Source organism: Singulisphaera sp. GP187 (assembly GCF_900129635.1).
GTDB lineage: Bacteria > Planctomycetota > Planctomycetia > Isosphaerales > Isosphaeraceae > Singulisphaera.
This window is the reverse complement of sequence record NZ_FSRB01000002.1, coordinates 2,208,108-2,233,814: the sequence shown is the minus strand read 5'-3', so window position 1 is coordinate 2,233,814 and position 25,707 is coordinate 2,208,108. Positions and strand designations below refer to the sequence as shown.

15 protein-coding genes are annotated in these 25,707 nt (G+C 62.0%); 1 reads left to right on the top strand and 14 read right to left on the bottom strand.

The features are described from left to right. Positions 1 to 4: 4 nt before the first annotated feature. The 10 genes from BUS42_RS33155 to BUS42_RS33105 all read right to left on the bottom strand — a co-directional run bounded on the left by BUS42_RS33155 (position 5) and on the right by BUS42_RS33105 (position 14,139). Positions 5 to 1,177 (bottom strand): DegT/DnrJ/EryC1/StrS family aminotransferase, encoded by a 1,173-nt coding sequence (locus BUS42_RS33155; RefSeq protein ID WP_143206598.1) that lies wholly within the window; start codon positions 1,175 to 1,177, stop codon positions 5 to 7. Then, entirely contained in the window at positions 1,174 to 2,163 is a 990-nt protein-coding gene (locus BUS42_RS33150; protein WP_074314273.1) for an NAD-dependent epimerase/dehydratase family protein, read from the bottom strand. The genes BUS42_RS33155 and BUS42_RS33150 overlap by 4 nt, the downstream gene beginning before the upstream one ends. Continuing rightward, complete coding sequence (locus BUS42_RS33145; protein WP_074314271.1) at positions 2,160 to 3,326, bottom strand: DegT/DnrJ/EryC1/StrS family aminotransferase; 1,167 nt, start codon at positions 3,324 to 3,326, stop codon at positions 2,160 to 2,162. Before BUS42_RS33145 ends, BUS42_RS33150 begins: the two co-directional genes overlap by 4 nt. Continuing rightward, positions 3,323 to 3,769 (bottom strand): acyltransferase, encoded by a 447-nt coding sequence (locus tag BUS42_RS33140; protein WP_074314268.1) that lies wholly within the window; start codon positions 3,767 to 3,769, stop codon positions 3,323 to 3,325. Before BUS42_RS33140 ends, BUS42_RS33145 begins: the two co-directional genes overlap by 4 nt. After that, complete coding sequence (locus tag BUS42_RS33135) at positions 3,747 to 4,874, bottom strand: Gfo/Idh/MocA family protein (RefSeq protein ID WP_074314266.1); 1,128 nt, start codon at positions 4,872 to 4,874, stop codon at positions 3,747 to 3,749. The genes BUS42_RS33140 and BUS42_RS33135 overlap by 23 nt, the downstream gene beginning before the upstream one ends. Positions 4,875 to 4,888: 14 nt before the next feature. Further along, positions 4,889 to 5,776, bottom strand: a complete 888-nt coding sequence (locus BUS42_RS33130) for an ABC transporter permease (protein WP_074314264.1) — start codon at positions 5,774 to 5,776, stop codon at positions 4,889 to 4,891. A gap of 185 nt (positions 5,777 to 5,961) precedes the next feature. Continuing rightward, a complete protein-coding gene (locus BUS42_RS33125; RefSeq protein WP_074314262.1) occupies positions 5,962 to 6,702 on the bottom strand; it encodes a sugar transferase in 741 nt (246 codons plus the stop codon). A 177-nt stretch (positions 6,703 to 6,879) separates the two neighbouring features. Then, positions 6,880 to 7,530 (bottom strand): transcription termination/antitermination protein NusG, encoded by a 651-nt coding sequence (locus BUS42_RS33120; protein ID WP_083670928.1) that lies wholly within the window; start codon positions 7,528 to 7,530, stop codon positions 6,880 to 6,882. A gap of 1,097 nt (positions 7,531 to 8,627) precedes the next feature. Further along, positions 8,628 to 9,605 (bottom strand): PEP-CTERM sorting domain-containing protein, encoded by a 978-nt coding sequence (locus BUS42_RS33110; RefSeq protein ID WP_254053949.1) that lies wholly within the window; start codon positions 9,603 to 9,605, stop codon positions 8,628 to 8,630. A 127-nt stretch (positions 9,606 to 9,732) separates the two neighbouring features. Continuing rightward, positions 9,733 to 14,139, bottom strand: coding sequence for a tetratricopeptide repeat protein (locus BUS42_RS33105; RefSeq protein WP_074314257.1), 4,407 nt, complete (start codon positions 14,137 to 14,139; stop codon positions 9,733 to 9,735). A gap of 2,212 nt (positions 14,140 to 16,351) precedes the next feature. Here BUS42_RS33105 and BUS42_RS43935 point away from each other — a divergent pair. Next, positions 16,352 to 21,037: a PKD domain-containing protein gene (locus BUS42_RS43935; protein ID WP_083670925.1), complete on the top strand. Its 4,686-nt coding sequence runs from the start codon at positions 16,352 to 16,354 to the stop codon at positions 21,035 to 21,037. 142 nt (positions 21,038 to 21,179) lie between these two features. Here BUS42_RS43935 and BUS42_RS33075 read toward each other — a convergent pair whose 3' ends face one another. The 4 genes from BUS42_RS33075 to BUS42_RS33060 all read right to left on the bottom strand — a co-directional run bounded on the left by BUS42_RS33075 (position 21,180) and on the right by BUS42_RS33060 (position 25,599). Further along, complete coding sequence (locus BUS42_RS33075; RefSeq protein ID WP_074314253.1) at positions 21,180 to 21,926, bottom strand: class I SAM-dependent methyltransferase; 747 nt, start codon at positions 21,924 to 21,926, stop codon at positions 21,180 to 21,182. Further along, the gene (locus BUS42_RS33070) at positions 21,923 to 23,089 is read right to left on the bottom strand and encodes a glycosyltransferase (RefSeq protein WP_074314251.1); all 1,167 of its coding nucleotides are present in this window, start codon (positions 23,087 to 23,089) and stop codon (positions 21,923 to 21,925) included. The genes BUS42_RS33075 and BUS42_RS33070 overlap by 4 nt, the downstream gene beginning before the upstream one ends. Positions 23,090 to 23,093: 4 nt before the next feature. After that, a complete protein-coding gene (locus BUS42_RS33065) occupies positions 23,094 to 24,086 on the bottom strand; it encodes a hypothetical protein (RefSeq protein ID WP_254053948.1) in 993 nt (330 codons plus the stop codon). Between the two features lie 310 nt (positions 24,087 to 24,396). Continuing rightward, positions 24,397 to 25,599, bottom strand: coding sequence for a glycosyltransferase (locus tag BUS42_RS33060; protein ID WP_074314247.1), 1,203 nt, complete (start codon positions 25,597 to 25,599; stop codon positions 24,397 to 24,399). Positions 25,600 to 25,707 lie beyond the last annotated feature (108 nt).

The window sequence follows — 25,707 nt, the reverse complement described above, 5'->3', positions numbered from 1 at the left end:
CGCCTCAGATTCTGATCGCCGCGGCAAGGTCCCGCAGCGTCTCGAGAATGTAGTCTTGATCATCCATGGTCATCGTGTCATAGAGCGGCAGGAGGATGACCCCGTCCCTCGCCGCCTCCGAGTGAGGTAATGCGCCGTGCCATTGCCCCGCGTAGGCCGGTTCCTGATGGGCGTTCATGATGCCGCGGCGGGTGCTGATGCCTTGCTCCAGGAGCGACTGCATCAGTTGATCGCGGCCGATCGGGAAGTTGGCCGTCACTCGGACCGCATAGGATTGGTAGTTGGGCCGCGTCCCGGCGGGCCGCTCGGGAGGCTCCAGGCCCGGGATCTCGCCCAGCCCTCGGGTGTACTCATTGGCCAAGGCCAAACGTCTCGCCAGCATTCCAGGCAGGCGTTCAAGCTGAACGCGACCGATCGCGGCCTGGATGTCGGTCATACGGTAGTTGAAGCCGACGATCGGGTACTCCTCGAAAAGGACCGTCTCGGACGAGTGGCGGGCCGTGTCCGGGATGCTCATTCCATGCTGCCGGAGCCGCCGGAATTTGTCGTCGAGTTGGGAATCGAGGGTGGTGATCATTCCCCCGTCACCCGTGGTCAGCACTTTGCGAGGGTGGAACGAAAAGCAGGCGACCGTGCCGTGCGGCCGGCCGATCCGCTCCCACTGGTTGTCCACGAGCAACTCGGATCCGATGGCGCAGGCGGCGTCCTCAATCACCGGCAGGCCGTGCCGCCCGGTGATCTCGAGGATCACCCGCATGTCGCAAGGGAGCCCGATTTGGTGTACGAGAACGAGGGCCCGGGTCCGCGGCGTGATGGCCGCCTCGATCAAGGCGGGATCGAGGTTCAAGGTCCGCGGCTCAATATCTACGAAGATCGGCCGAGCTCCGCAGTAGCGAATCGCGTTGGTGGTGGCGATAAACGAATGGCTAACCGTGATGACCTCGTCGCCGGGTCCAACACCCAAAGCGTGAAGTGCCAGGTGCAGTGCGGTCGTGCAACTCGAGACGGCACAGGCGTGGGAAGCGCCGACGTAGGCGGCGAATTCCTCCTCGAACGCCGCGACCTCGGGACCTTGAGTGATCCAACCCGAGAGGATGGCCTGCCGCGCGGCCGCGACTTCGGCCTCACCCAGGTTGGGCCGGGTGATTGGAATCTTCCGCAGTTGCACGCGACTCACCGAGCCACCTCCTCGAGCGGAAGCCTCAACGAATGTCTCCATGTCACGAGCCGGCGTAGGCCTTCTTCGAGGGAAATCGTTGTCGAAAACCCCAGGTCCCGTTGGGCCAAGTGCGTGTCCCCCAGCCTCCGGGGCACCGGATTCACCTTCCGCGCCGGGAGGTGCTCCGGCGCCAGGTCCGAGGCCCCGCTCACCCTCCGCATCGCGTCCCAAAGCGCCAGGAGGCTCGTCTCGGTCCCGCTGGCGACGTTGTAGACATCGTCGACCCGGTCCGATTTCATCGCGAGCAGGTTGGCACGCGCCACGTCCTCGACAAAGACGAAGTCCATTGACGTGGAACCGGCGCCATGGATTTGCGGCGCCCTCCCTTGTTCGATGCAATCGAGCCATCGAATAAAGACCTCGGTATAAGCCCCGGTTACGTCCATACGAGGGCCATAGACGTTGAAGTAGCGCAAGCCTACACTCGGTAAGCCGTACATATCGTGAAAGCTTCGTGCAATCCCCTCGTTCATCAGCTTCGCGGCGCCGTAGAGGGTGCGATTTCCATAGGGGTGGTGGACTTCGCGGGTGGGAAAGTCCTTCGCTCCGCCGTAGACCGAGGCCGACGACGCGAAGACGACCTTCTCGACCCCCGACGCCACGGCCGCCTCGAAGACGTTGAAGGCCCCCATCACCAAAACGTCCAGACACTCCCGCGGCTGCTCGGCGCAAAGCGTGATCCGGATCGCCGCCTGATGAAAGACATAGTCACACCCCGCCACGGCATCCGCGACCGTCCGACGGTTACGGACATCGCCATCAATGAACGTGATCGGGTAACGACTTCGTGCGAAGGCCAGGTTGGCGTCGGACCCGCGAACCAGGTTGTCGAGCACGCGGATCTCACCCGCTCCCTCATCGATCAACTGGTCGACGATGTGCGAGCCGATCAGCCCCGCCCCCCCCGTCACCAGGAACGTCTTCCCTTCAAGTGAGCACGTCATACCGGGTCCTCCCGTAAGAGCGTTCGCACGGCCGCGACGACCTGATCCTGCTGGATTGCCGTCATCTCGGGAAAGAGCGGTAGCGACAGACATTCCCGTGCGATACGCTCGGCGACCGGGAAGTCGCCTTCGCGATAGCCCAGATGGGAATACGCTCTCTGAAGATGGACTGGGATCGGGTAATGCAGGCCCGTGCTGATCCCGAGCACTTCCAACTCACAACGAAGTCGGTCGCGCTCGGGGTGGAGGACAACGTAAAGGTGCCAGGCATGCCGGAGATCGCACGCCTCGGTGGGCAATTGGAGCGGCAGATCGGCGAGCCGTTCCCGATAACCGGCGGCAAGACGGTGCCTCGCATGGGTCCAGGCGTCGAGATAGCGTAGTTTCACTCCCAGGACCGCGCCTTGAAATGCATCCATCCGATAGTTGAAGCCGAGCTCGTCGTGATGGTAACGCTGCCCCTGAGCGTGGTCTCTGAGCCGACGGAGCCGCGCGGCAACGCAGTCGTCGTCGGTCACGATCGCGCCGGCCTCGCCGTAGGCGCCGAGGTTCTTCCCCGGATAGAAGCTGAAGCAGCCGGCAAAACCGAGGGTTCCCGCCCCTTGACCGTGATAGCGGGCGTCATGGGCTTGAGCCGCGTCCTCGATCACGGGGATGCCATAGCGCCGGCCAATTTCCAGCAGAGGCGCGAGGTCGGCGGGTTGTCCATAGAGGTGGACCGGAAGAATGGCGCGAGTGCGCGCGGTGATCTTCCGTTCGACTTGGCCGACGTCCATGGTGTAGGTCACCGGGTCGACATCGACCAGGACCGGTCGCGCTCCCACGTAGCTGATCGCCCAGGTCGTCGCGACGAAGGTCATCGGCACGGTGATCACCTCATCGCCGACCCCGACCCCCGCGGTGATCAGTGCCAAATGAAGCGCGGAGGTCCCGCTATTGACGCCGACGCAGTGCCGGGCGCCAATGTGGGCCGCGAACGCCTCCTCGAACTCGCGGACTCGCGAGCCGAGCACATAGGTTCCACTGTCGGCGACGTCCTGGAGTGCCCGGGAGATCTCCTCTCGCAGGTAGAGATACTGGGCTTTCAGGTCGAGCAGCGGAATCGTCGAAGGCGCGGGTTGAGACTCCAGCGTCGGCAGGAGTTTCTCGGTGACGATACTCATGGGCTCTGCACTCCTCTCGATTCTCGGAGACGAAACTGCCGGGCTGGAACTCCTTTGACAACCCCACGAGCCGCCACGTCTCGGGTCACGACGGCCCCCGCGGCCACCAATGCCTCGGGCCCAATCGTGAGACCACCGAGGATCACCGCTCCACTGCCGATCGAGGCACCCTGACAGATCCGCGTCGGCCTGACGGTCCAATCCTGGTCGGTCAACGGGCGACCGTGATCGCTCGCCCGGGGGTCGATATCGTTAATGAACATCACACCATGGCCTATGAAGACGTCGTCCTCAATGGTGACCCCTTCGCAGAGGAACGTGTGGCTGGAGATCTTGCAACGTGCGCCAATCGACACGTTCTTCTGGACCTCGACGAAGCTGCCGATGCGCGTGTCGTCACCGATCGAGCAACCGTAGAGATTAACGAAGCAGTGAATAATCAAGTCGCGACCGAGCCTGACGTCCGGCGCGATCCTGATTCCGTTCGAGGGGTCCGATCGCGGATGCGTCTGAATTGCCATTGTGGTTGGCTCCGTGGGAAAGAACGACACGCCCCCCTTGGGCACGAATGCTACGATTCGCCGCGTCGAGCAACCGGGTCACCCGCAGACCCATCCGACCGTCACTGAGCGGCGTCTTGCCTTCGCGGATGCACTCCGCGAAATGCGCCACCATGCTCTGAAGTGCCTCGCCCGCCTCAATGTGAGGACTCCAGACATCGCCAGTGCGGTAACCGACGAGGAGCTTGTGCCGGCCTTCGACCCCTGAGCCGAGCTCGATACCACGGTCGTACACCTTGACCGGCTCGGTGGTATTGAGTTCGTTGAAAACGACGCTCTTGCGGGAACCGGCGAAGATCATTTGGCGAATCTTGACGGGGGAGAGCCAGTTGACGTGAAAGTTGGCGAGCATCTGGTCGCCGTAGTCGACGTTCACGTAGGCGATGTCTTCGGTTCCTCGGTTCGTGTGCGAGCACCCCCAGGCGGAGATACTCCTGGCTTCGAAGTCGACCACGTAGTCGGCAATCGAGAGGTCGTGCGGTGCCAGGTCCCAGACCACGTTGATGTCGTGCTGGAAAAGGCCGAGGTTGATCCGGATGCTGTCGATGTAATAGAGCTCGCCCAGCTCACCGTACTCGAGAAGCTCCTTGATCTTCCGCACGGCGTTGTTGAACAAGTAGGTATGATCGACCATCAAGACACGCTTGTGATGATCCGCGAGATTGATGAGCGCCTGGGCCTCGTGGACATTGGCAGCCAGCGGCTTCTCGACCAGGACGTGGAGCCCTGCTTCCAGACAGCGCTCCGCGATCGGGAAGTGGGTCGACACGGGGGTGGCGATCGCGACTGCGTCGAGCGGCAGTTCCAACAGTTCATCGAGCGAGCAGGCCAGCTTGAGATGATTATGGTTCTGGCCGATCGTCGCAAGACGCGCAGGGTTGGCATCGCAGACCGCCACGACCTCGGTCGTGGGGCAGGCCGTGAAGTTGCGAATCAGGTTCGGTCCCCAGTAGCCACAACCGATGATTCCGACCTTGAGCTTTTCCATGGCGCCCTCGGGTGTCAAATGATGTCGGCAAAACCACGTTCGACGGTTCGGAAGTAGAGCGATCCCAGGGCGAACATCACCATGGAGACCCCCAGAGAGATCGCAAGGGAGTACAGCTCGATCGGGCCCCCGACGATCGCGGCACGGAAGTTGGCGATGAGGCCATAGGCGGGGTTGAGGGGCAGGACCCACCCCCAGACGCTGGAGGACAACGCGGCGGTGTCCATGTAGACGGTCGGTGTGGCAAACATCCAGAGCTGAGTCAGCAGCGGGATCACGTAGCGGAAATCACGATACGCCACGTTCAAGGCCGCCAACAACGAACCGACCCCCGCGGCCGCGACCACAAGACCGGCCACCATGACGGGAGCGAGCAAGAGGGCCGAGGACGGCAAGACGCCGTAATAGAGCATCAAGACGCCGAGCATTCCGCAGGCCACCGCGAAGTCGACCAGCCCGGCCCCCACCGAGGCGAACGGGATGATCAACCTTGGGAAATAGACTTTCGTGATGAGCCGTTCGTTGCCGACGACACTCTGTCCGGCCGCGGCAATCGCGTTTGCAAAGAAGGTCCATGGGAGTAGGCCGGCAAACGCGAACAAGGGATAGGGAATTTCGCCTGAGGAGACCTTCGCCAGCCTCGCGAAAAAGATGCTGAAGACGATCATCGTCATGAGAGGCTGAAGGACGGCCCAGGCTCCCCCAAGCACGGTCTGCTTGTAGCGGACCTTCACATCCCGCCAGCACAGAAAGGCGAGGAGCTCTCGAAAAGCCCAGATCTCGCTGAAATCAAGGATGCACCATTTCTGGTCCGGAACGATATCGATGACCGGAATCTCGGCCTGGTCGAGGCGCTTGCCGACCGGCGCTGAATTCACGGTGATTTCAATGGTGCCGCTCATATTGGGTTGATTCGTTGAAAATCGTGGTCTGATTGCGCCACGCGACCGCCGCGGGGCTCAAGTCAACGGGCCAGCTCTCAAGGTCTGGATTGACATCCGACAGCCTGATTCGCCATGCCTCGTTCCCAATCCAATGAAGCGAGCCTGAATCCCTGCGTTGCCCTGCTTCGGGCGAATAGGGCCGTTCAACTCGTCTGGACGCGGCTGGGTGTCCAACTGAAATCATCCAATCTCGGCACACTGAAAAACCTGCAAGAGGTGGCGTACGGGATCCCGACCAGACCGAGCGCGGTGCAAGCCGTGACACGCAGGTCCAGCCAAAGATTCATTTGTTCAATATAGTGGAGATCGCATATCAATTTCCGCCGGACGCTCGAGAGGTCAGTATCCGGCGGCAACTGAATCTGCGCCAGCCCCGTCACGCCCGGACGCACCGTGAGACGCTCCCGATAGCGTGGCAAAACCGCCTCGAGTTGGCCGACGAATTCCGGTCGCTCCGGCCTCGGCCCCACCAAGCTCATCTCGCCTCGCAAGATGTTCACGAGTTGCGGGAGCTCGTCGAGGTGGGTGCGGCGGAGGAACCGGCCCACCGAGGTGATCCTTGGATCATCTCCGACCGACCAGCAAGCACCCGTGAGTTGTTCACAGTTGTTGCACATCGTCCTGATCTTGTAGATGGTGAACGGCCGGCCGCCATGCCCAAGCCGAATCTGGGTGTAAATCACCGGCCCCTTCGAGGTCAATCGGACGAGAATCATCGTCACGAGGATGAGCGGAGCGGCCGGGATCAACAGTAATAGAGCGGTCAGAAAATCGACGATGACCTTGGTTCGGTTCATTCGAAGCATGCCTTCAGTGGATTCCGCGTCTACGGCGGCACGAGCCGGGTCAGGCGTGCGGGCATTGGTGAGTTTAGCGGCGATCATTGGATCGATATCCTTGGTGGACAGCAAGTCAGCGGTGTCCCATGAATACAGTCCGTCGTGCGCTTCATCGCTTTTTTGCCAGCACCAAACGCCGGTATCTTCCCCATAGATTCAATCATCAGTAATCGAACCCGGAGAGGAGTACGTGGCAATCTGAGCATCTGGCGTTCGTGCAAACTAGACAGAGGCAAGCGTCGAGGAAGCGCGCCGGAAACGGGTCGTCGGCTCGATGCCTCGGGATTGATTCACGCAACCCGGCGAATCGTCCTCGGCCGGCTCGACCTGCCAATCTTGGAGGTCGACCGCCGCGCCTCGGCCGAGGAATTGGACCACGGCCACGAACCGGTCACGACCGTCGCGACGCGTGACGGTTCCGACGAGACCTCGGAGTGGACCGGACAAGATTCGAACCAGATCCCCGACCAGGTAGGTTGGCTCGGGCGTAATCGCCATCCCGACGCTGAGCATGCGATGGACGCGGCGGAGATCGCGCTCAACCCCGTCCTGATCCCAGATCTCAAGCATGTTCGCGAGATGGTTTCCCTGAATCGCCTCGCCGCGATCGTGATCATCGCCATAGAGGAACAGATAGCCCGGGAAAAGCGGTACCGTCGAACAGATCCTCCGCCCTCCAGGCGTACGCGTCTCTTGAGTCACCTGGGGCAGGTAGTGCGCAACCCCCCGGGCACGAAGCGAACGCGCAAGCATTTTCTCCTGGCGAGGCTTGGTGTGCAGACACCACCAGAGGCGGTCCTGCTTGTCCTCCACCAGATCGCTCTCCCAGAACGTTTCGGGATACCATTCCGGCTCCGCGGGCAGAATCGGCATGCTTTGATCCTCCTGTGACCTGGACGCTTCACACAACTCCTGCTTCCCTTGAGCCCGCCTGTTTTTGAATCTCCGAATCACGGATTCGAGTCGTAACCGAAGCGTCTGCGTCTGCCTCCACTCCCGCAGCCTCAACGGTTTACGGCGATCCGGACTCGAGTCGAGTCGACCCCTCTCGCCGATGGGAAACGAGTCAAACGCAGCGCGTACCTTCCGCCCGTGGGTTGTCGCACTCCCCGCCAGTGTCGAGTTTGGTGCGTACCTTGGGCCGATGGGTTGCAATTGCCCCTCGGCCTTTGACCAATTCTAATGAAAATATGAACCATGACCCACCTCAACGGAGGTGCGAATGCACCGACGAGAAGTGTGCAGCCTTCAGCCCTCATTCGCGTGAAACGGACTGACGACGATGAATTTCACGCAACGAGTCTGATGCTCAGCAAGCCGGTCGATTGCTCATTTTCCAAGACGCAAATCGTCGCGTCACTGTTCCGTCGTTCTTCGACGGTCTCGAACCTCAAAACGATCGTGTCCCAAAGCTCTCACTGCTCTTAACGATATTGCAGGCTCAGAATATTTTACAACCGAGAATGTGCAGTCCGCCATTAGGCACCAATTTGACGCATTATTATGACGCAAACCAGGTCGTAACTGTGGTCTCCGCGATCCATAAAAAGCCATGTCTCGCCTATTTATCCTTCTTCCCGAATCCGCAAGCACGGAGCGGACCGGAACAATCTTCCCGGTTCCCGAGAGGCGAAACGGACTGAGACGAACCGCTCGTGGTTCAAGGACCTGACTTGGCACGCGCAAGCCGGCACGTTCACGCGTGGACTCCAAGAATGAATCCCCTGGTCGCTCAAGCTGAGTCAGCTGCCGTCCCTTGGTCGTTGGTCTACGCTCGTCTTCCAAAGGCGAGTGGGGAGCGTCAGCTCCCGGTCTTCCGACGGACGAAGCGCCCCGATGACGTAGGTCGGTATCAAAGAAAGCCCCGGATTGACCTGGTTCTCAGGTCAATCCGGGGCGAGTCCGCTCAACACTCTCGGGAGCGGTCCGAGGGATCTGACGATCCGAGAATCAACGGCCAGGGATCAAGCTCACGCCTGGGATGTCCGGCGACGACGCAGACCCACGAAGCCGAAGGTGCCGAGGCCCGTGAGGGCGAGGGCCACCGTCGAAGGCTCGGGGACTGGATTGGGCGCGGACTTGAGGACCCCCCACTCCTCGAATCGGACTTTGGAGCCCCAGTGGCCTGGAGGACGGCCGAATTGCGAATAGAGATAGACGTATTGGTTGGCCGGATCCTGGAGGAACGGGTTGCCGGCAATCGCGGTTTGAAACGCGTCGTCCCGGACGTAAAGGAACATATTACCCGGTTTGGATTGCGAGCTGAGAGCCGCGTTGAGCTTGATTTGAAGGAAGCTCGGATTGTTGGTGTTCAACTGGAACACTTCGCTTGAAAACGGGTCCACGAAGGCGATCACCGGCGGTGTGGTTTTGGTCACCGGGAATTGGGTGAAAGCCCCGCCGAGATCTCCGGAATCTCGCAAAAAAATCTGCACTTGATTGAGCGATACGATTTTTGACTTATCGCCCGCGCCTGGACCGAGTTCGAGCACGAATTGGCGATAGTTGGTGCCATCGATGTTGACGACCGGCACATCGCTCAGCAACAGTGAATGGGTCAGTTGTGGTGACTTGGCTTCGTCGAACTGAAGGGGACGAAAGTCCGTGTTATAGCCCTCGACACTCCTTTCACATCCTTCGGCTTTGAGTCGCACGAACGAGTCGATGACCTCAGATCCGGTTGACGGGATGGTCGTCTGTTGAACGATGAAGTTACCGCCGAATGCGCCGGTTTCGTTGGCCGTGGCCCCGGCCTTTGTCAAATCGATCACGGTTGACGCGGACGCAATCGAGGTGGTCAGTGCCAAGAACAGAGCGCTGACCACTAACCCTTTGGCGTGGATTCGAGTCATCCTTCTGGCTCCTTTATCCTCTGAAAAGGTGAGCGAATCGGCGACGATGGCTCTCGTCGTGATGGCACGGTGCCTGCTCACGATGTCCTCGATCAACGACCGAGGCGAGAGTCCGTCGCGAGGTTACAACTCCAGCGCGAGCCAATTGATCGAGCCGTCGACCTCACTGACGAGGTCTCCGGCTCCCGCGCTTTCCGAGATTTTTCAGCACATACACACTCCTCTATGGAACTCGTGGTGGCCCGAAACGCTTCGGGGCGGACGTTGTTTCCCGCCGGCTCAGATCGGCGAACAGGCGGCCGTAAGCCTCGCGATCGAGGGGGTGGAGCTTGTCGATCTGGAGGCCCGCGGCCTTCACATTCCGGAACGCCGCGTCGGCGCCTTCCTGGTCATTCCTCCGCAAGCGAGCCTGGGCTAAATGCAGGTACATCTCCGGCGAAGGGTTTGCCGTGATGGCGGTTTCCAGATCTTTGATCGCCAGGTCACTCCGATCCATCGCCAGGTGTGCGATCGCGCGGGTGTCGAGCAGGTTCGGCTTCGGCCCCGCCAAGGCAATCGCCTGGCCGATGACGGCAAGCGCCTCGGCTCCCTGACCCTCAGCGGCCGCGAGGAGCCAGGCCAGGTTGTTCAGAGCGCCATCGTCGGACGTGTTCCGCTCATAAATCCGCCGATAGAGCATCTCTGCGTCCCGGTAGTTTCCCTGGAAGCTGTAGAGGTTCGCGAGGTCGAACAGCAGACTGATCGAATCGGGGTTGTTCCGAACCGCCTGTTCGAGCCGAATCGCAACGCTCCGGAACTGCTCGGCAGTGGCCTTGGCTGCAGAGATCGTGAGGAGGCTGGCATGGCCGACCGCTTCGGGATTGCAGACCGACCATGCTCGCTCACAGAGGTCGAGTGCCTCGGCGAGCCGCCCCCGACGTCCGAAGTACTCCGCGAGGATAAGGACGGTCTCGGGTCGCGGGGAACGCTTGACCGCGTCCTGGTACATCGCCTCGGCCGCCTCCGGTTGGCCCAGTTCTTCCAGCAGCGCCGCGAACAGGGGGAGGTAGGCATCCTTATCTTTATCATTCACGTAGGCCTTGAGCAGGGCGGCGGCGTCCGCCCCCTGGCCCCGGGCCGCGAGCCAGCGTGCTTTGAGCTCGATTGTCTGGGAATGTTGAGGCAGGGCCTTTTCAAGACGATCGAGCCAGGGCTGAGCTTCTTCGGCTTTTCCATGCCGCAACAGGCTTCGTGTGAAGGCGGTCAGATAGAGCGCGTTCCCATCGTCGGAGGAAAGTAGCCCAAGCATCAAGGAGTGAGCCCGAGGCCAATCGCCCCCGAATTCGAAGAGTTGGGCAAGCACGAATTTCTCGTCGCGCGTGGAGGGCTGACGCCGTTCCAGGTCCTCGAGTGTTCGGATCGCGTCGCGCAGCCCGCCCGGCACTTTCGCCAGCAACAGGGCCTTGGCCCGTTGGTCTTCGACTTCGTTGCTCGCCTGGAGGTTGCATTCGATCAGCGCCAGTCCCTCCCTGATCTGTTGATAGCCCCCCTGGAGCGCCAGGCCAAACGCGCGTTTGCGTCGCGCCCAGATGACCAGGGCCTCGGGAGAACCGATCCGCGTATCGACAATTTTCTTCAAGTAGGGATCGGCCTTTGAATTCTGGCCGGAGCGCAAGTAGAAATCGGCGATGATCCGCAAGGTTGCCGGGTCATTGGGTCGGGCGGCCAGAGTCTGTTGATACTGCTCCTCGGCCCGATCCGGCTGGCCCATCGCCATGTAGCAGAGCGCCAGAGTCAGCGGAGCCTGATCGGGTGGAAGCTTGCTCTTCGCCCGCGCGATCGCCGCTTCGGCCAGCGCTTTCTGATCGGTTCTGGAGAGGTATTCCACCCAAGCGATCCAGGTTTCAGGAACCGAATCCGCCAGTTCCAGGCCGCGACGGAGCGCGGCCTCGGCCTTCGCCCTCTCCCCGATCGACCAGTAGATCTGGCCGAGCCAGAGGTGGTCGCGAAAGTCTTGCGATTGGGGCGAGACCGCGCGGGCCGCCAGAGCCAGGGCCTCCTCCCGATTCGCATGCCTCAGGGCCTTCTCGGCGGCCAATTGACCCAGGATTCCGGTGGCGGGCCCTTGATCGAGCCGTTTCTGAATGATGCGATCGGCCTCGGCAAAGCGTTTCTGGTCGATCAGCAGATTAACAACATGACGAATCACCAGGGGTTGCCCCTCGCCGCGCTCGATGGCCCTCAGGTAGGCCTCGGTGGCTCGCTCGGGGCTCCCCTCCTGCTCGGCGATCGCGGCCTCGAGCAGGGGCACCTGTGACCAATCGGGGCGCCGCTTGGCGGCCTCGGAGAGCAGCAGACGGGCTTGATCGAGCCGTTTTGGATTGGCTTGCGGGCTCTGCCGAACCAGGAGGGTCGCCTCGCCGAAGCGCCAGAGCACTCCGTCCTCGCCTTCGATACCGTGGAGCCGCTTGACGGCTCGGGACAGTGTCCCACGGTCTGCTTGCTCTCGGGCTTCAAGGGCCAAGCCCAGGTCGAACAACCGGATTGCGGCATGGAGCTCATGGGGCCGCCGTTCCGCCAAGCCGGTCCAGAGTTCCTCGGCCCGACGGACATCACCGAGCTGAGCGAAGACATCGGCCAGCCCATCGTCGAGGCGGTCGCGGTCGTCGGCGGAGAACGCGTCGAGGTTTACCGCCAATGGCTCCAGGGCCTTGAGGGCGTCTTGACCACCGCGTTGGCCCCAGTAGTAGGCGCGAGCCAGACGGAGCTCGACCCGATCTCCGAGTTGCGTCTGGGCTTCGTCCAGGACGGAAAGGATGGCGGTCGACTTGCCCTGGCGACCGGCGAGATTGGCCAAGGCGATCCAGAGCTCGACCCGGTTCGGCTGCGAGCTCCGCGCCTGCTGGAGCCGTTCCCGGGCCTGATCGAACTGACCACGGGCCGTGAGGGCATCGGCGCGGAGGATCGTCACTTCGACGGCATCCGCCCCCGCCCGGTCCGCTTCCTCGAGCGCCTGGTCAATCTCGGGCCAGAGGCGTTGATCGTCCGGCAGACGGAGATTCCGAGCCAGCAGGAGCCGCGCCACGGCGACCCGGGCCTCGACCGACTCGGGAGCGGCTTTGCGAAATTCCTCGAGTGCCTCGTCGGACCGGCCCAGCGACAAGAGCGCCGAGGCCTGCGCCAGGCGGGCAGACACGGACTTGGGCTCGAGGAGCAATGCGCGTCGGCTGGCGGCCGCCTGCTGATCAGGATTGCCCAACTGTTGATAACACTGGGCGAGGAGAAGCTCGGCCTTGAGGGTCAGGCTCTTGAGGTCGAGCACGTTTGCCATCAGCGTCCGAGCTTTTTCGAGGCGACGGACGGCCTCGGCCCGCTGACCTTCGTTGAGCAGCACACGAGCCGTGAGGTACTCAACCGCCGGCTGGAAAAGATCGGCCCGCCTCCGGAGTCGGGCGATGACCAGTTTCGCCTCAGGGCTCCCCGCATTGATCAGCAGGTCGGCAAGATTCCATTGCAAGTTTCGCTGATCCGGCAATGCCAAAACGCCCCGGCGCAGGACCGCCAGCGCCTCCTTGGTGCGTCCGGCCCGGGTTTCGATTTCCGCCAGGTTCTGATACATCCGCACATCGCGTGGATAACGCTCCATGCCACGTTCGAGAAGCTGACGTGCTTCCGAATAGTCTCGCCTCTCTCGGGCGATTTCCCCGACGGCCACGATCACGTCGGCCTCCTCCGGGGCGAGTTGCCACGCGCGGGTGACGTCATCCGTGACACCCGACAAGCCCAACGCTTTGCGGTACTGCGCCCGCGCCAGATACGCGAGGTACGAGTCAGAGTTCTTGGCGACAACGCCGTCTCGAATATCGCCCGCGTCCATGACCCGATCCGCCTGCGCCGGATCATCGATCGGACCCCGCAGAAGCGCGGCGAGCCGGACATAGAGGTCGACCCGGTCGGGGGCCCGCGTCAGGGCGAGCCGGTAGCAAGCCAAGGCTTTCAAGGAGGAGTGGTCCGACTCATCGCGTGGTCCGGTTCGTGCTTGCTCTTCCAGGCAACGGCCGAGCAGGCTCAACACCTCTGCATCGGGGCGTGCCAGACACTGCTCCAGCCCCGGGGACGGGGGCTGCGCCCCATCCTGGCGTGCAAACTCGAGTAGCAAGGCTTCGAGACGTTGGACATCCTCCGGCTCCGGCTCCGACCCCGACTCCGACCCCACCTCCCCGCCAGGGGATGGCTTGAGGAGGAGAGTGACGAGGTGTACTTTGGCTTCCTTAAATTTCCCAAGCTCCGGCGACATCGCCAGTTCCGCGGCGCGGCGGCGGATGGCGTCGCGCTCGGTGTTGTGCAGCAGGGCCCGCTCGAGGACTTGCAACGCCTGCAAGCGAACTCTCCCCGTGGCCGCCCCCTCCGCGAGCAACAGCCCATAGCGAGCGAGCGCTTTGCCATCCTCAGGCCGGAAGGCCAGATAGCGTGCCAGGAGCTTCTCAAAGCCGGCACGGTCTCCTTTGCGTTCAGCCCGGTCAGCCTCTTTGAGCAAGGCGCCGACATTCTGTTTTTCGAGCACGCCATGCACCCAATGGATCCCGCCGCCGACCAGAGCGGAGGTGACGAACAGGCCAAGTAGGAATCTGAGATTCAACTTTCCGTTCATGATGTACGGCATCCTCAGCGATCACCCGTTGGCGGATTGAGACAAGCACGATCACCGGCCAGTTGACAAACGGTTTCGACTCCGAGCGGCCCGGAGCACGGAATCGCGCGTGCAACCGCGGCTGAGCAGAGGCCAGCTCCACTAGGCACCCCCACGTCGGGGTCCGCGCTGATTTCTTGGGTCCGACTTCGCCAGTTCCCGCATCGGGCCTGGCAATCTTTCGGTAACGCCCCGCACTCCTCACCGAACACGCTTAACACAAAATATTCATTTCGTGTCTATGCGACTGTTTTATGTTTTTAGATTATCCTCTTGAAACCATCCGAAATGAAGCTCCGGAGAATTCGCTCGGGGCGAATCCCTCCTGAGGAAATCAGGCCGCCGCTCATTCTCATGCCTCCATGCTTTTGCCAAACGCCACATCTCACTCTCGATCCGCAACGCAAAGCCCAGAGCCGACGACTTCAAAAATCGGCACCCGCGCGACGAACTCGCAGGCGGAACAACCGGCCTGAGTCATTTGTCGCGGGAGTGGCTTCGTACCAACCCGTCGAAGCCAAGATTTCGACGATCCACCCACTCAACCTCTCATCGCCGCTGGCACATCCTTTGCACGGTGAGACGTTTCCAACGTGTGAAATCGCTTCGGGGGTGGTCGCCTGTCGATCGATGGGCAACCGCTTGAACGGCCGCTCAAGGCTGCATGCGAACATGTCGCTCTCGACAACTCCGTGCGACCACAGCTTAAGAATGGCAAATCGATCGAATTCTGGGGCGTTCCGACCAGATTCTTGACGGACCTGAAACCGGGGGTCAACGGCGTGAGGAACGGCCTCCGCGGAAGTCAGGGCAACCACGAGGGGAAAAGCCCAGCACCACGGCCCTCCCGCGTTCAATCGCACAAAGCCAATCCCAATCATGGGTTCAGTCAAGTGACGAATGAGCCGGTTATTTTGCGACGGCGTTTCGGGTCGGTCCTCTCGAGGGTGCCGTCACGCGAATCGTTCGACACAGTTAATTCGTGACTTACTAGCGACTGCTCATCTGTTGTAATCAAAATTGGAAAGTGATCTGTACGAACCTTAATTTGTAAACTATGGTATGGGTATCGCCTTCACGCTTCGCCTTGCTCGAGGCGTGATCTCCTCCTGAGGCTTGGTCCTTCCTGACCGGCGTCTCAACCCGAATAAACGGATTGCAACTTCAAGATTTGCCCCACGATTCTGGGTCGTCGGACCCGTTGGAATGTCGGAATCACGAGAGTGGCCCGACACCCCACGACAACCCGAAGGAGACAACCACCAGCACTGCGAACTCGCACTACCCACTCTCGTGCCAGCCATCCCCCCACTTTATAATCCGTTCAAACGCCGTGGGCGTTGGGGACACTCGACCGGAAGCCAAGGCCAGCCAGCCTCGGCCCTGGTGACACTCGTGTTCTTGAGGACAATGGCTCGACCCGATCACAGGTCATCACACTCAGTTGCCGGGTTTCTTGAATGCGAAGAATCAGACTGGTGCGACTCGACACCACAACAAAATTACTTCTTCGCATTTCAATAGACTTGCCTTACAGAATGCGTCTCCTTATAATCAGACTTCTTATCCGACAAAGTAGCGGACCTCATTGGCCTCTTTCCCTAACAAAGATACGATTCCGCACCTGAATCGTTTTGCGATCTCAGTAACCCTATCCTTTGATTCGATAACTCTTGTCTCGCTAATTCGTTCGCCGACCGTAGTTCTTTCCCGATAAGAATTCCGATCGACCTCGGTCCGCGATTGGGACGATTTGCGAGACTTCTCGCCAATCGCGACCGATACGCTTGCACGCTGGTTCTTTGGAGAAGAGTTGTGGGAGGAAGCCAAGGTGCTCACGGGTTGCCCTCAAACTGTGCGTTCCAAGCCAAGATTCCCACGTACCGAAAGTTTTCGCTTTCTGAACTCGAGTTCGAACATCTGAACTTAAGTTCAAACTGAACGATCGAGACGCCCGTCCGCTAGTGCTGTCACGCTTGAGTCTCATCAGCCTGGTCCAAGACAACTCAAATGCGTCTCTGAGTCGTCCCCCCATGCTTCTCACGGGAGAGGCGGGTTCGGACCTCGGCTACGATTTGCATTCGCCTCACAGTGTTGCTTTGGAACTCGGGGAGGATTCCCCGACCTGAAGCAGTTCCTATCCCATCTCGATTTGCAACGCGAGGTTGATTGGATGATGAACCCGTCTTGGCGTGGTTTCCTGCGAGCCCGAAAATCCAAAGACAAAGGAGTTTCGAAGGCCAAGCTCCGATTGCGAGTTGAGGCCCTGGAAGACCGGCAGTTGATGGCCTCGGGGATCTCCTCGTACTCCTTTGATCTCGGCGCGATTGGCTCCACATTCGGTTCGAGGGCAGGCGCAGTGGCCAACGTCGCCCCGACCGCAAAGGCGGGTGGCCCCTACGCAACCGCAGCGGGCCAGGCACTGACGTTCAATGGTTCGGCCACCGACCCGAATCCATCCGACACTGCGGCCGGATTCATCTACACCTGGAACTTCGGCGACAACACACCGCAAGTCAGCGGGTGGGGACTCTCGAACCCGAGCCATGTGTATACTACGCCGGGAGCCTATACGGTCCTCGTCACCGCGACTGACAGTCAGCGAGCCACCAGCCCCATCGCCCTCGCCACCGTGATCGTCGGCAAGCCATCCTCCTCGACGCTGACCGCCTCCGCGGGGGGGACGTACACCGGCAAGGAAGGCTCCCCGACCACCCTCAACGCAACGGCCACGGGCGGAACGGGCAAGTACACCTACGCCTGGGACCTGGCAAACAACGGCAACTACGTGACGGCCGGGCAGAACATCTCGACCACCTTCCCGGATAACGGCACCTATATCGTCGGACTCCGCGTCACCGATTCCGCCGGCGTGATCGCGCTCTCGAAAGCCACCATCACCGTCGCCAACGTCGCCCCGACCGCGACCGTGGGCGGACCCTACACCGGCACGGCGGGACAGGCCGTGACGCTCAAGGGCTCGGCCACCGACCCCAGCTCGGTCGACACCGCCGCCGGATTCACCTACACCTGGAACTTTGGTGACGGCTCGGCGCAAGCCAGCGGACTGGGTCTGACGAGCCCGAGTCACGTGTACGCAGCGGCGGGAACCTACACGGTCCTCGTCACCGCGACCGACAAGGACAAGGCCACCAGCTCCGTCGTTTCCACCACCATCACGATCGCACCGCCAGTCGCACCGCCGCTCGTCGCCTCCACGAATGGAACGTACACCGGCAATGAAGGCTCCGCGATCGCACTCAAGGCAACGGCCACGGGTGGAACCGGGACCTACACCTACGCCTGGGACTTGACCAACAACGGGACCTACGCGACCGCTGGACAGAACGTCTCGGCCACATTCCCAGATAACGGCACCTATATCGTCGGGCTCCGCGTCACCGATTCTGCCGGCGTGATCGCGCTCTCGAAAGCCACCATCACTGTCGCCAACGTCGCCCCGACCGCGACCGTGGGCGGACCGTACACCGGCACGGCGGGACAGGCCGTGACGCTCAAGGGCTCGGCCACCGACCCCAGCTCGGTCGACACCGCCGCCGGGTTCACCTACACCTGGTCCTTCGGCGATGGCACTGCCAATGTCTCCGGCAAGAACCTGACCAGCCCCAGCCACGTCTACGCCGCGGCGGGGACCTACACGGTCCTCGTCACCGCCACCGACAAGGACAACGCCACCAGCTCGAGCGTTTCCACCACCATCACGATCGCACCACCGGTCGCACCGCCGCTCGTCGCTTCCACGGGGGGGACGTACACCGGCGATGAAGGCTCCCCGATCGCACTCAAGGGTACGGCCACGGGTGGTACCGGGACCTACACCTACGCCTGGGACCTGGCCAACAACGGGACCTACACGACGGTTGGCCAGAACGTCTCCACCACATTCCCGGACAACGGCACCTACATCGTCGGACTCCGCGTCACCGATTCCGCCGGCGTGGTCGCGCTCTCGACGGCCACCATCACCGTCGCCAACGTCGCCCCGACCGCAACGGCGGGCGGACCCTACACGGGCACGGCAGGGCAGTCCGTCGCATTCAACGACCCGGCCTCTGATCCAAGCCCGGTCGACACTGCGGCCGGGTTCACCTACACCTGGAACTTCGGCGATGGCTCGCCCAGTATCACCCAGAAGGATCTCTCGACCCCGAGCCATATGTATGCAGCGCCGGGAACCTACACGGTCACTGTCACCGCAACCGACAAGGACAATGCCACCAGCGCGCCCTCGACCGCCACAGTAACCATCGCCGCACCGCCGCTCGTCGCTTCCACGGGGGGGACGTACACCGGCAAGGAAGGCTCCCCGACCGTACTCAATGCAACAGCCACGGGTGGTACCGGGACCTACACCTACGCCTGGGACTTGACCAACAACGGGACCTACGCGACCGCTGGACAGAACGTCTCGGCCACATTCCCAGATAACGGCACCTACATCGTCGGACTCCGCGTCACCGATTCCGCCGGCGTGGTCGCGCTCTCGACAGCCACCATCACCGTCGCCAACGTTGCCCCGACCGCGACCGTGGGCGGACCGTACACCGGCACGGCGGGACAGGCCGTGACGCTCAAGGGCTCGGCCACCGACCCCAGCTCGGTCGATACCGCCGCCGGGTTCACCTACACCTGGTCCTTCGGCGATGGCACCGCCAATGTCTCCGGCAAGAACCTGACCAGCCCCAGCCACGTCTACGCCGCGGCCGGGACCTACACGGTCCTCGTCACCGCCACCGACAAGGACAACGCCACCAGCTCGAGCGTTACCACCACCATCACGATCGCACCGCCGGTCGCACCGCCGCTTGTCGCCTCCACGAATGGAACGTACACCGGCAATGAAGGCTCCGCGATCGCCCTCAAGGCTACGGCCACGGGCGGAACCGGGACCTACACCTTCGCCTGGGACCTGGACAACAACGGGACCTACGAAACCGCCGGCCAGAACGTCTCATCCACCTTCCAGGATAACGGCACCTACATCGTCGGACTCCGCGTCACCGATTCCGCCGGCGTGGTCGCGCTCTCGACGGCCACCATCACCGTCGCCAACGTTGCCCCGACCGCGACCGTGGGCGGACCGTACACCGGCACGGCGGGACAGGCCGTGACGCTCAAGGGCTCGGCCACCGACCCCAGCTCGGTCGATACCGCCGCCGGGTTCACCTACACCTGGTCCTTCGGCGATGGCACCGCCAATGTCTCCGGCAAGAACCTGACCAGTCCCAGCCACGTCTACGCCGCGGCGGGTACCTATACGGTCCTCGTCACCGCCACCGACAAGGACAACGCCACCAGCTCGAGCGTTTCCACCACCATCACGATCGCACCGCCGGTCGCACCGCCGCTCGTCGCCTCCTCGGGTGGGACGTACACCGGCAATGAAGGCTCCGCGATCGCCCTCAAGGCTACGGCCACGGGCGGAACCGGGACCTACACCTACGCCTGGGACCTGGCCAACAACGGGACCTACACGACGGCCGGACAAAACGTCTCCACCACATTCCCGGATAACGGCACCTATACCGTCAGACTCCGCGTCACCGATTCCGCCGGCGTGATCGCGCTCTCGACGGCCACCATCACCGTCGCCAACGTTGCCCCGACCGCTAGCGTGGGCGGCCCCTACACGAGCACCGCGGGTCAGTCCGTGACATTCAAGGGTTCGGCCACCGATCCGAGTCCGGCGGATATCGCGGCCGGTCTCACCTACACATGGAGGTTCGGCGACGGCACGGCCGACGTGAGCGGCAAGGGCCTGACGAGCCCGACCCACGTCTACGCAACGGCGGGGACCTTCACGGCGAGCTTGACCGTGTCCGACAAGGATGGCGGGATCAGTTCCGCGTCCACGGTGGCAGTGACCGTGACTGCGTCGGGTGGCGGAACGACGACACCGCCCACGGGGTCGGCCCTCTTCGACAATGCGGTGGTCAAGTGGCAGTCGCAAATGATCACGTATGGTCGGATCGCCGCCAACGAGCTCCATACGGCCACCGGCGATGCGGCCCTCGGCGCGACTTACTACGACTCCGCCCGGGTGTTCTACCAGATCGCGAACTACACCGGTGACTCGTCGTGGCTGACCGCGGTCAATGACTCCATGAGGATCTACCGGGACGGCTATGTTCTGCCGGCCAATGGCAGCGTTCCGGGCTACTGGAATTTCACGAATGGTCTCGCGACGAACTACCGCCTCACCGGTAGCGCCGCCTCCCGCAACGCCGTCATGCAATTGGCAACGAGCATGTACGGCAACGATGGAGTCCCGGCGAGCAGCACGTCCTCATGGGAGATGAGTCGGGAAGTGGCGTACAGCCTCATGGCGAATTTGGACGCCGAATCGATCGGCGGGCCGCATCGCGCCCGGACGGACTTGCTGGCAAACCAGGCTCTTTCACACCTGGATCAGTTTACCGTCTCCCAAACCGCCTCGTGGGTCAAACCGTTCATGGTCGCACTGACATGCGAGGCATTGATTCAGTACCAAGCCGTGACGGGCGATACCCGCGTGCTTCCGGCCGTTCGCACCGCCCTGAATTGGATCTGGGCCAAGACCTGGCTTCCTTCGTCCCGCGCCTTCTCTTATGCGAACGGCCCGACCAACGACGACACGAACGGCCTTGAAGCGGCTCCCGACCTGAATCTGCTGATCGCCCCGGCCTTCGGATGGGTCTATCACCAGACGGGCGACACGACCTTCCGGGATCGTGGCGACCAGATCTTCGCGGGTGGAGTCGATCAGGCCTACCTCCAAGGAGCAAAGCAGTTCGACCAGAACTATCGCTGGAGCTTCTCCTACGTCCAGTGGAGAACCCAACCGACGCTCGGCAACTAACCGTCTTCACCGAGAAGCCAGCCGGGAAACCGGATGACAGACCGTAAGGTTCCGACGAGGCAAGGACAAGGTCCTTGCCTCGTCGCGTTCACCTGCTGAGCTCCGAAGCTTGCATCCGCATTAACCACACTCCAGTTTTTGTTTATTTCACGGCACGAATGATCAGCAAGGTCCCCGGCCGTGAATTCCGGATTGCGAGGCGATCCCCGAAGTCTGCCAGTGGGCGCAAGGGCCGTGGCAGGTAACTGCTCCACTGGCCAACCCGTGAGAGGTTGACACAATCCACGGACTGGAACTTGCCGGCAAAGCGACGGACTTGGTCAGGGGTGTTCGTCCGGTAGTAGACGGGATAGTCCTCGTACCGCTCGCTCCCTCGCTGGCCGTGGAGCCGGTTGAGGTACCACGACTTGAGCCGGCAGCGATCGGCCCACCGCGAGGCTTGGGCGAACGAATGGCGGCCGTCGACGGTCATGGCCCAGAAAACGCCGCCTTCGCGTAAGGATTCCCAGAGCTTATCCCAGAAGCATTGTGGAGTCGGCAGGTGCTCCAGCACCATCACCGCGAACGCCAGGTCGATCGAGCCCGGCCGGATCGGGGCGGATTCGAACAAGGCGTGGTGGGTCTCGTCGAAGTAATCGGCGAGCGGGATCTCCGGATCCGGTTCGATCCCGATGTAATGGTCCGCCAGTTCGGCGATCGACCGCTGCAAGAGCACGCTACCATCAAGGCCGCGTCCACAGCCGATGTCGAGAATCGTCGAACCAGAGCCCATGCGCCGAGCATCGTCGGCGAGCAAATCCCGGAAGATCCGGTCACGCCATTCACCCTCGCGGTAGCGCTGAAGATAGGGAGCCCACGCCGCGGAGAGATCCGTGAGTTCGGTATTCATTCCACTCGCTCCACGAAATCGACGCCGGGAACTTCGTACGCCACCTTACCCCAGGACTGCGTCGCCCGACCTGAGAACCAGACCCAGAACGCCATCCAGGCGGCGGCGTTGAGAATCAAGAACGAAGCCGAGACCGAGATCGCCCGAATCCGTGTCCCGAAGCCGAACACGCCCGTCAATCCACCGAGGTAGGCGACGACCTGGATCAAGAACAGGGCATGGTACAACGATCCCCCCAGCGCCGCCGCAATGCCGAAGGCCCCCAACAACGCCCAGGGCACGAGGAGCCGGGCCAACTTGTGCGAGACGAACTGCCACCAGATCGGGTTTCGCCAGGGGAGCAGGACCGCGGGGAGCCGGACGAGAAGTTGGTAGTTGCCGCTGAGCGTCCGAACTTTGCGGCGGAACTCGTCGCGGACCCGGTCGGGTAGGCGATCGTAGGCCAATGCGCGGTCATCCTGGACGACGCGATAGCCCTGCATCACCACCTGCAAGGGCCAGTAGACGTCGTCCAGCAGGATCCCCCGCGGAATCGGCCGGAACAGCTCGCGGCGAACGGCACAGATGGCTCCGGTCAGGCCGATGCTCGAATGGAGCCGGCTCTCGGTACGGCGCAACCATTTCTCGAACCGCCAATACACCCCCACGCCGGCCAGGGCACCCTGGTCCGTTTCCAGGATCAGGTGGCCACCGACACCGCCGACGGACGGATCGCCGAGATTCTCCAACAGCCGTTTCAGCGCGTCCGAGGCCCACGACTGCCGGGTGTCGGCCAGGACCAGAATCTCATGCGAGGCCGCGGCGCAACCGGCGCTCAGTGCCGCAGACTTACCCACGTTGTCTGCCAGCTCGAGAACGCGTACCAGTTCGCCCCCAGCCAACCGCGCGGCATTCGCCGTCTCGTCAGTCGACCCGTCGGAGACCACGATCACCTCTCCGCGCAGCCCCGATGAGGCGATCATGGCGGCAAACTCGCGAACCCGGCGCCCGATCGAGGCCGCCTCGTTGCGCGCGGCCATGACCACCGAGACCGAGGGCCAGTTCTCTCCCTCGTCGCGGACCAGCCCTTTCCCTCGCCGGGCGAGGGCCGCCAGAACGAGGGGATAGATCACGTAGGGATAGGCGATGCATGCGACGCACGCCCAGAAAGTGATTTCAAGCACTGTCTTATCCCTTCTTTTCACTCCGAGTCCGGCTCGGATCGTGGGTCAGGTCGCCCTCATGACGCCACAAGACGTAGTCAAAACTCCATCGGTAGTTCTGATTGAATTGCTTGCCGCCGCCGAGCCAGGACTGCTCGACCCCACCCGCGAAAATCGCGTCGGCTCGATCCCGGTGCTGAACTTCGCCGGTCCGTCGATAAAGCCAGGCGTAAACCGGTGCGATCAGGAGGTTCAAGTCGGGAGCAGGGTCAGGCCCTCCCTCGCCTGAGACCACACGATCGACATACTTGAATGCCCGCCCTTTGGGGATCCAGGTGTTCTTCCAGAGCCACTCCGCCCCGATTCGGATCGCCTCGGGAATCCGCTTGTCCCCGGTCTTCGCGTGATAGGCGATCAAGGCTTCGGCGGTCAGTCCAAACATAAACGGCTTGTGATACGGGGCCGTCCGGGAGATGAACCACTGGTCGATGTGCCCCAATGCCTGATCCACGAGCAGCGGCAGACGAGGTCGAGGCGGTTCGCCGACCTCCTCGGCCTTCATCAAATTGTGGATGTTGTAGGCCACCTCGCGGCTCGTGATGACGTCCTTGGTCCAGCCGGCGGGCGTGGAGTCGGCGGCGAAGGCCGCGTTGCGCGACAGGCAGCGGAGGGCTTCGCGAGACTTCGGATCTTTCGTGCGCCGGTAGTGAAGCGCCAAGCCGTGGGGAAAGATCCAGTAGCCGGGCACTTTCCCGTCGTTTTCAAGGACGTAGCGGTCGCGATAGATAGCCATGGCATGGTCGGCGGCCGCCAGCCAGGAGCGATCGGCGGAGAACTCGGCGATCTGGAGAAAGACCCGCTGCGCGTCGTAATAAGTCGCGCCGAGCAGTGGGTCGAACGGCCCCTTCGACTCCTTCAGGTTCGCTGCGTGGGTCTTGCCGAATTTGATCATCTCGGCCCACCAGCGGCCGAGTTGCGGGATTGGCGGTAGCTCCCTCGCCGGGCGTGGAGCAAGCATGAGGGCCGGTGTCACTGCCAAACTCAGTGATCGTTCCAAGAATCCTCGCCGGCTGATTGATCCATGGTTCATGATCGGCTCGCGCTTTGAGGAAGGGTTTCGGGAGGGCGCCCGAGACGAGTCGAGGACAGCGTGCCGGAAAGGCCAAACAGCGGACACGAACATGATTGCAATGAACTCTCACATGAGTCTCCGTATGAATTTCTCAGACTTCGAAATCGACAAAACGCACCGCGCAACAACGGGCTCCGCTGATGCGAGATTCGCATCACCCAGCGGTGCAATCCCCCGAACCTCAGCAACTCGAGGATCAACCGCGCGCGACGACACCGAGCGCCAACTGGTAGTTCGCGGCGAGTTTCCTGCCGGCCTGCTCCCATGAGTATCCCGAGGCGTGCCGGATCAGCTCGTCTTTCAGAAATGGCCGCTCCCGGAGCTGCTCGAAGGCCAAAGCAAAGCTCTTCGCATCCCGCGTGACGAGGATGCCGAGCGACTCGTTGCAGATCACCTCCGGGGTACCCCAGACGCGGGTACCGATGACCGGAGTACCGCACGCAAGGGACTCGAGGAGCACGTTGGCCCACCCCTCTTTGCTGGAAGCGAGGCAGAGCGCATCCGCCGCGCTATACCAAAACGGAAGTTTGTCCGGCGACTGCTCGCCCACCAAGATGACTTCCGCTTCGAGGCCATGTTTTGCGATCAGCTCCCGCAAGTGCTGCGAGATATCGCCTTCCTCGCTCGCGGCCCCGATGATCGCGAGTGTGGGAACGGGTCGGTGCCGCTCCTTGAGAAGTGCGAGGGCTTCGATCAGAACATGATGCCCCTTCCGCTCGACCAGATGTCCCACGGAGACGAGGTAGTGTTTGTCCGGATCTAGCTTCAGGAACTGGCACGCGACCTCTCTTGGCACCGGTCGGAATGTTTTCAGATCCACACCGTTAGGGATGGTCTCGGTCCTGTCCTCGGGGCACCCCAGCGAGAGAACGCACTGCCGCAGGGCTTCCGCAACCGACATGACGCGACTCGCCCCGCTCAAGGCGTATCGTACCTGCTGGCCGCGCACCGGGAATGCCGGGAGGTGGTTCACATCATGGCCCCGGACCGTGATGCAGAACGGAACTCTCCGGAGCTTGGCGAGAAGCCGTGCTGCCCAACCCTCGGGAAATGCCAATTGGGCATCAATCAGGTCGAACTTCGACCGGCGGGTCGCCCACCAAATCGAAGCGGCCAGGAAGATTCCATCAAACGGTTTGAAATACCGAGGTATGGAAAGAAAGCGCGGGTAATGAACCTTCAAGCCGAACATCTCGGATCGAACAGGAATGTGCTCGCGATGACGATAGCGCTTGAGGCAAGTCCCGAAAGGGAACCACGGCACCGGAGAAAGAATCTCCAGGTCGGCAAATTCGGCAGCAGCGCGGAGACGACGAGCGACGAAGATCCCAAAGTTCGGCAGGGCCGGATTCGGGAACATGGTGGCGATCACGAGGACGCGCGGCTTCACCGGGTTCATTGCATGACCCTCAATGGAATCCTCAACGGATTCGTGCGGAGCGACAATCGTGCTCGCAGGGATTACCCAAGGAATCGAGTCAGAGGCTCAGGTCGCACGGGCGTGCAT

Excerpts from the sequence above, each read along its gene's own strand:
- BUS42_RS33150 (WP_074314273.1), bottom strand. The coding sequence starts at position 2,163 with ATGACGTGCTCACTTGAAGGGAAGACGTTCCTGGTGACGGGGGGGGCG.
- BUS42_RS33145 (WP_074314271.1), bottom strand. The coding sequence starts at position 3,326 with ATGAGTATCGTCACCGAGAAACTCCTGCCGACGCTGGAGTCTCAACCC.
- BUS42_RS33135 (WP_074314266.1), bottom strand. The coding sequence starts at position 4,874 with ATGGAAAAGCTCAAGGTCGGAATCATCGGTTGTGGCTACTGGGGACCG.
- BUS42_RS33130 (WP_074314264.1), bottom strand. The coding sequence starts at position 5,776 with ATGAGCGGCACCATTGAAATCACCGTGAATTCAGCGCCGGTCGGCAAG.
- BUS42_RS33125 (WP_074314262.1), bottom strand. The coding sequence starts at position 6,702 with ATGATCGCCGCTAAACTCACCAATGCCCGCACGCCTGACCCGGCTCGT.
- BUS42_RS33120 (WP_083670928.1), bottom strand. The coding sequence starts at position 7,530 with ATGCCGATTCTGCCCGCGGAGCCGGAATGGTATCCCGAAACGTTCTGG.
- BUS42_RS33105 (WP_074314257.1), bottom strand. The coding sequence starts at position 14,139 with ATGAACGGAAAGTTGAATCTCAGATTCCTACTTGGCCTGTTCGTCACC.
- BUS42_RS43935 (WP_083670925.1), top strand. The coding sequence starts at position 16,352 with ATGATGAACCCGTCTTGGCGTGGTTTCCTGCGAGCCCGAAAATCCAAA.
- BUS42_RS33075 (WP_074314253.1), bottom strand. The coding sequence starts at position 21,926 with ATGAATACCGAACTCACGGATCTCTCCGCGGCGTGGGCTCCCTATCTT.
- BUS42_RS33065 (WP_254053948.1), bottom strand. The coding sequence starts at position 24,086 with ATGCTTGCTCCACGCCCGGCGAGGGAGCTACCGCCAATCCCGCAACTC.
- BUS42_RS33060 (WP_074314247.1), bottom strand. The coding sequence starts at position 25,599 with ATGAACCCGGTGAAGCCGCGCGTCCTCGTGATCGCCACCATGTTCCCG.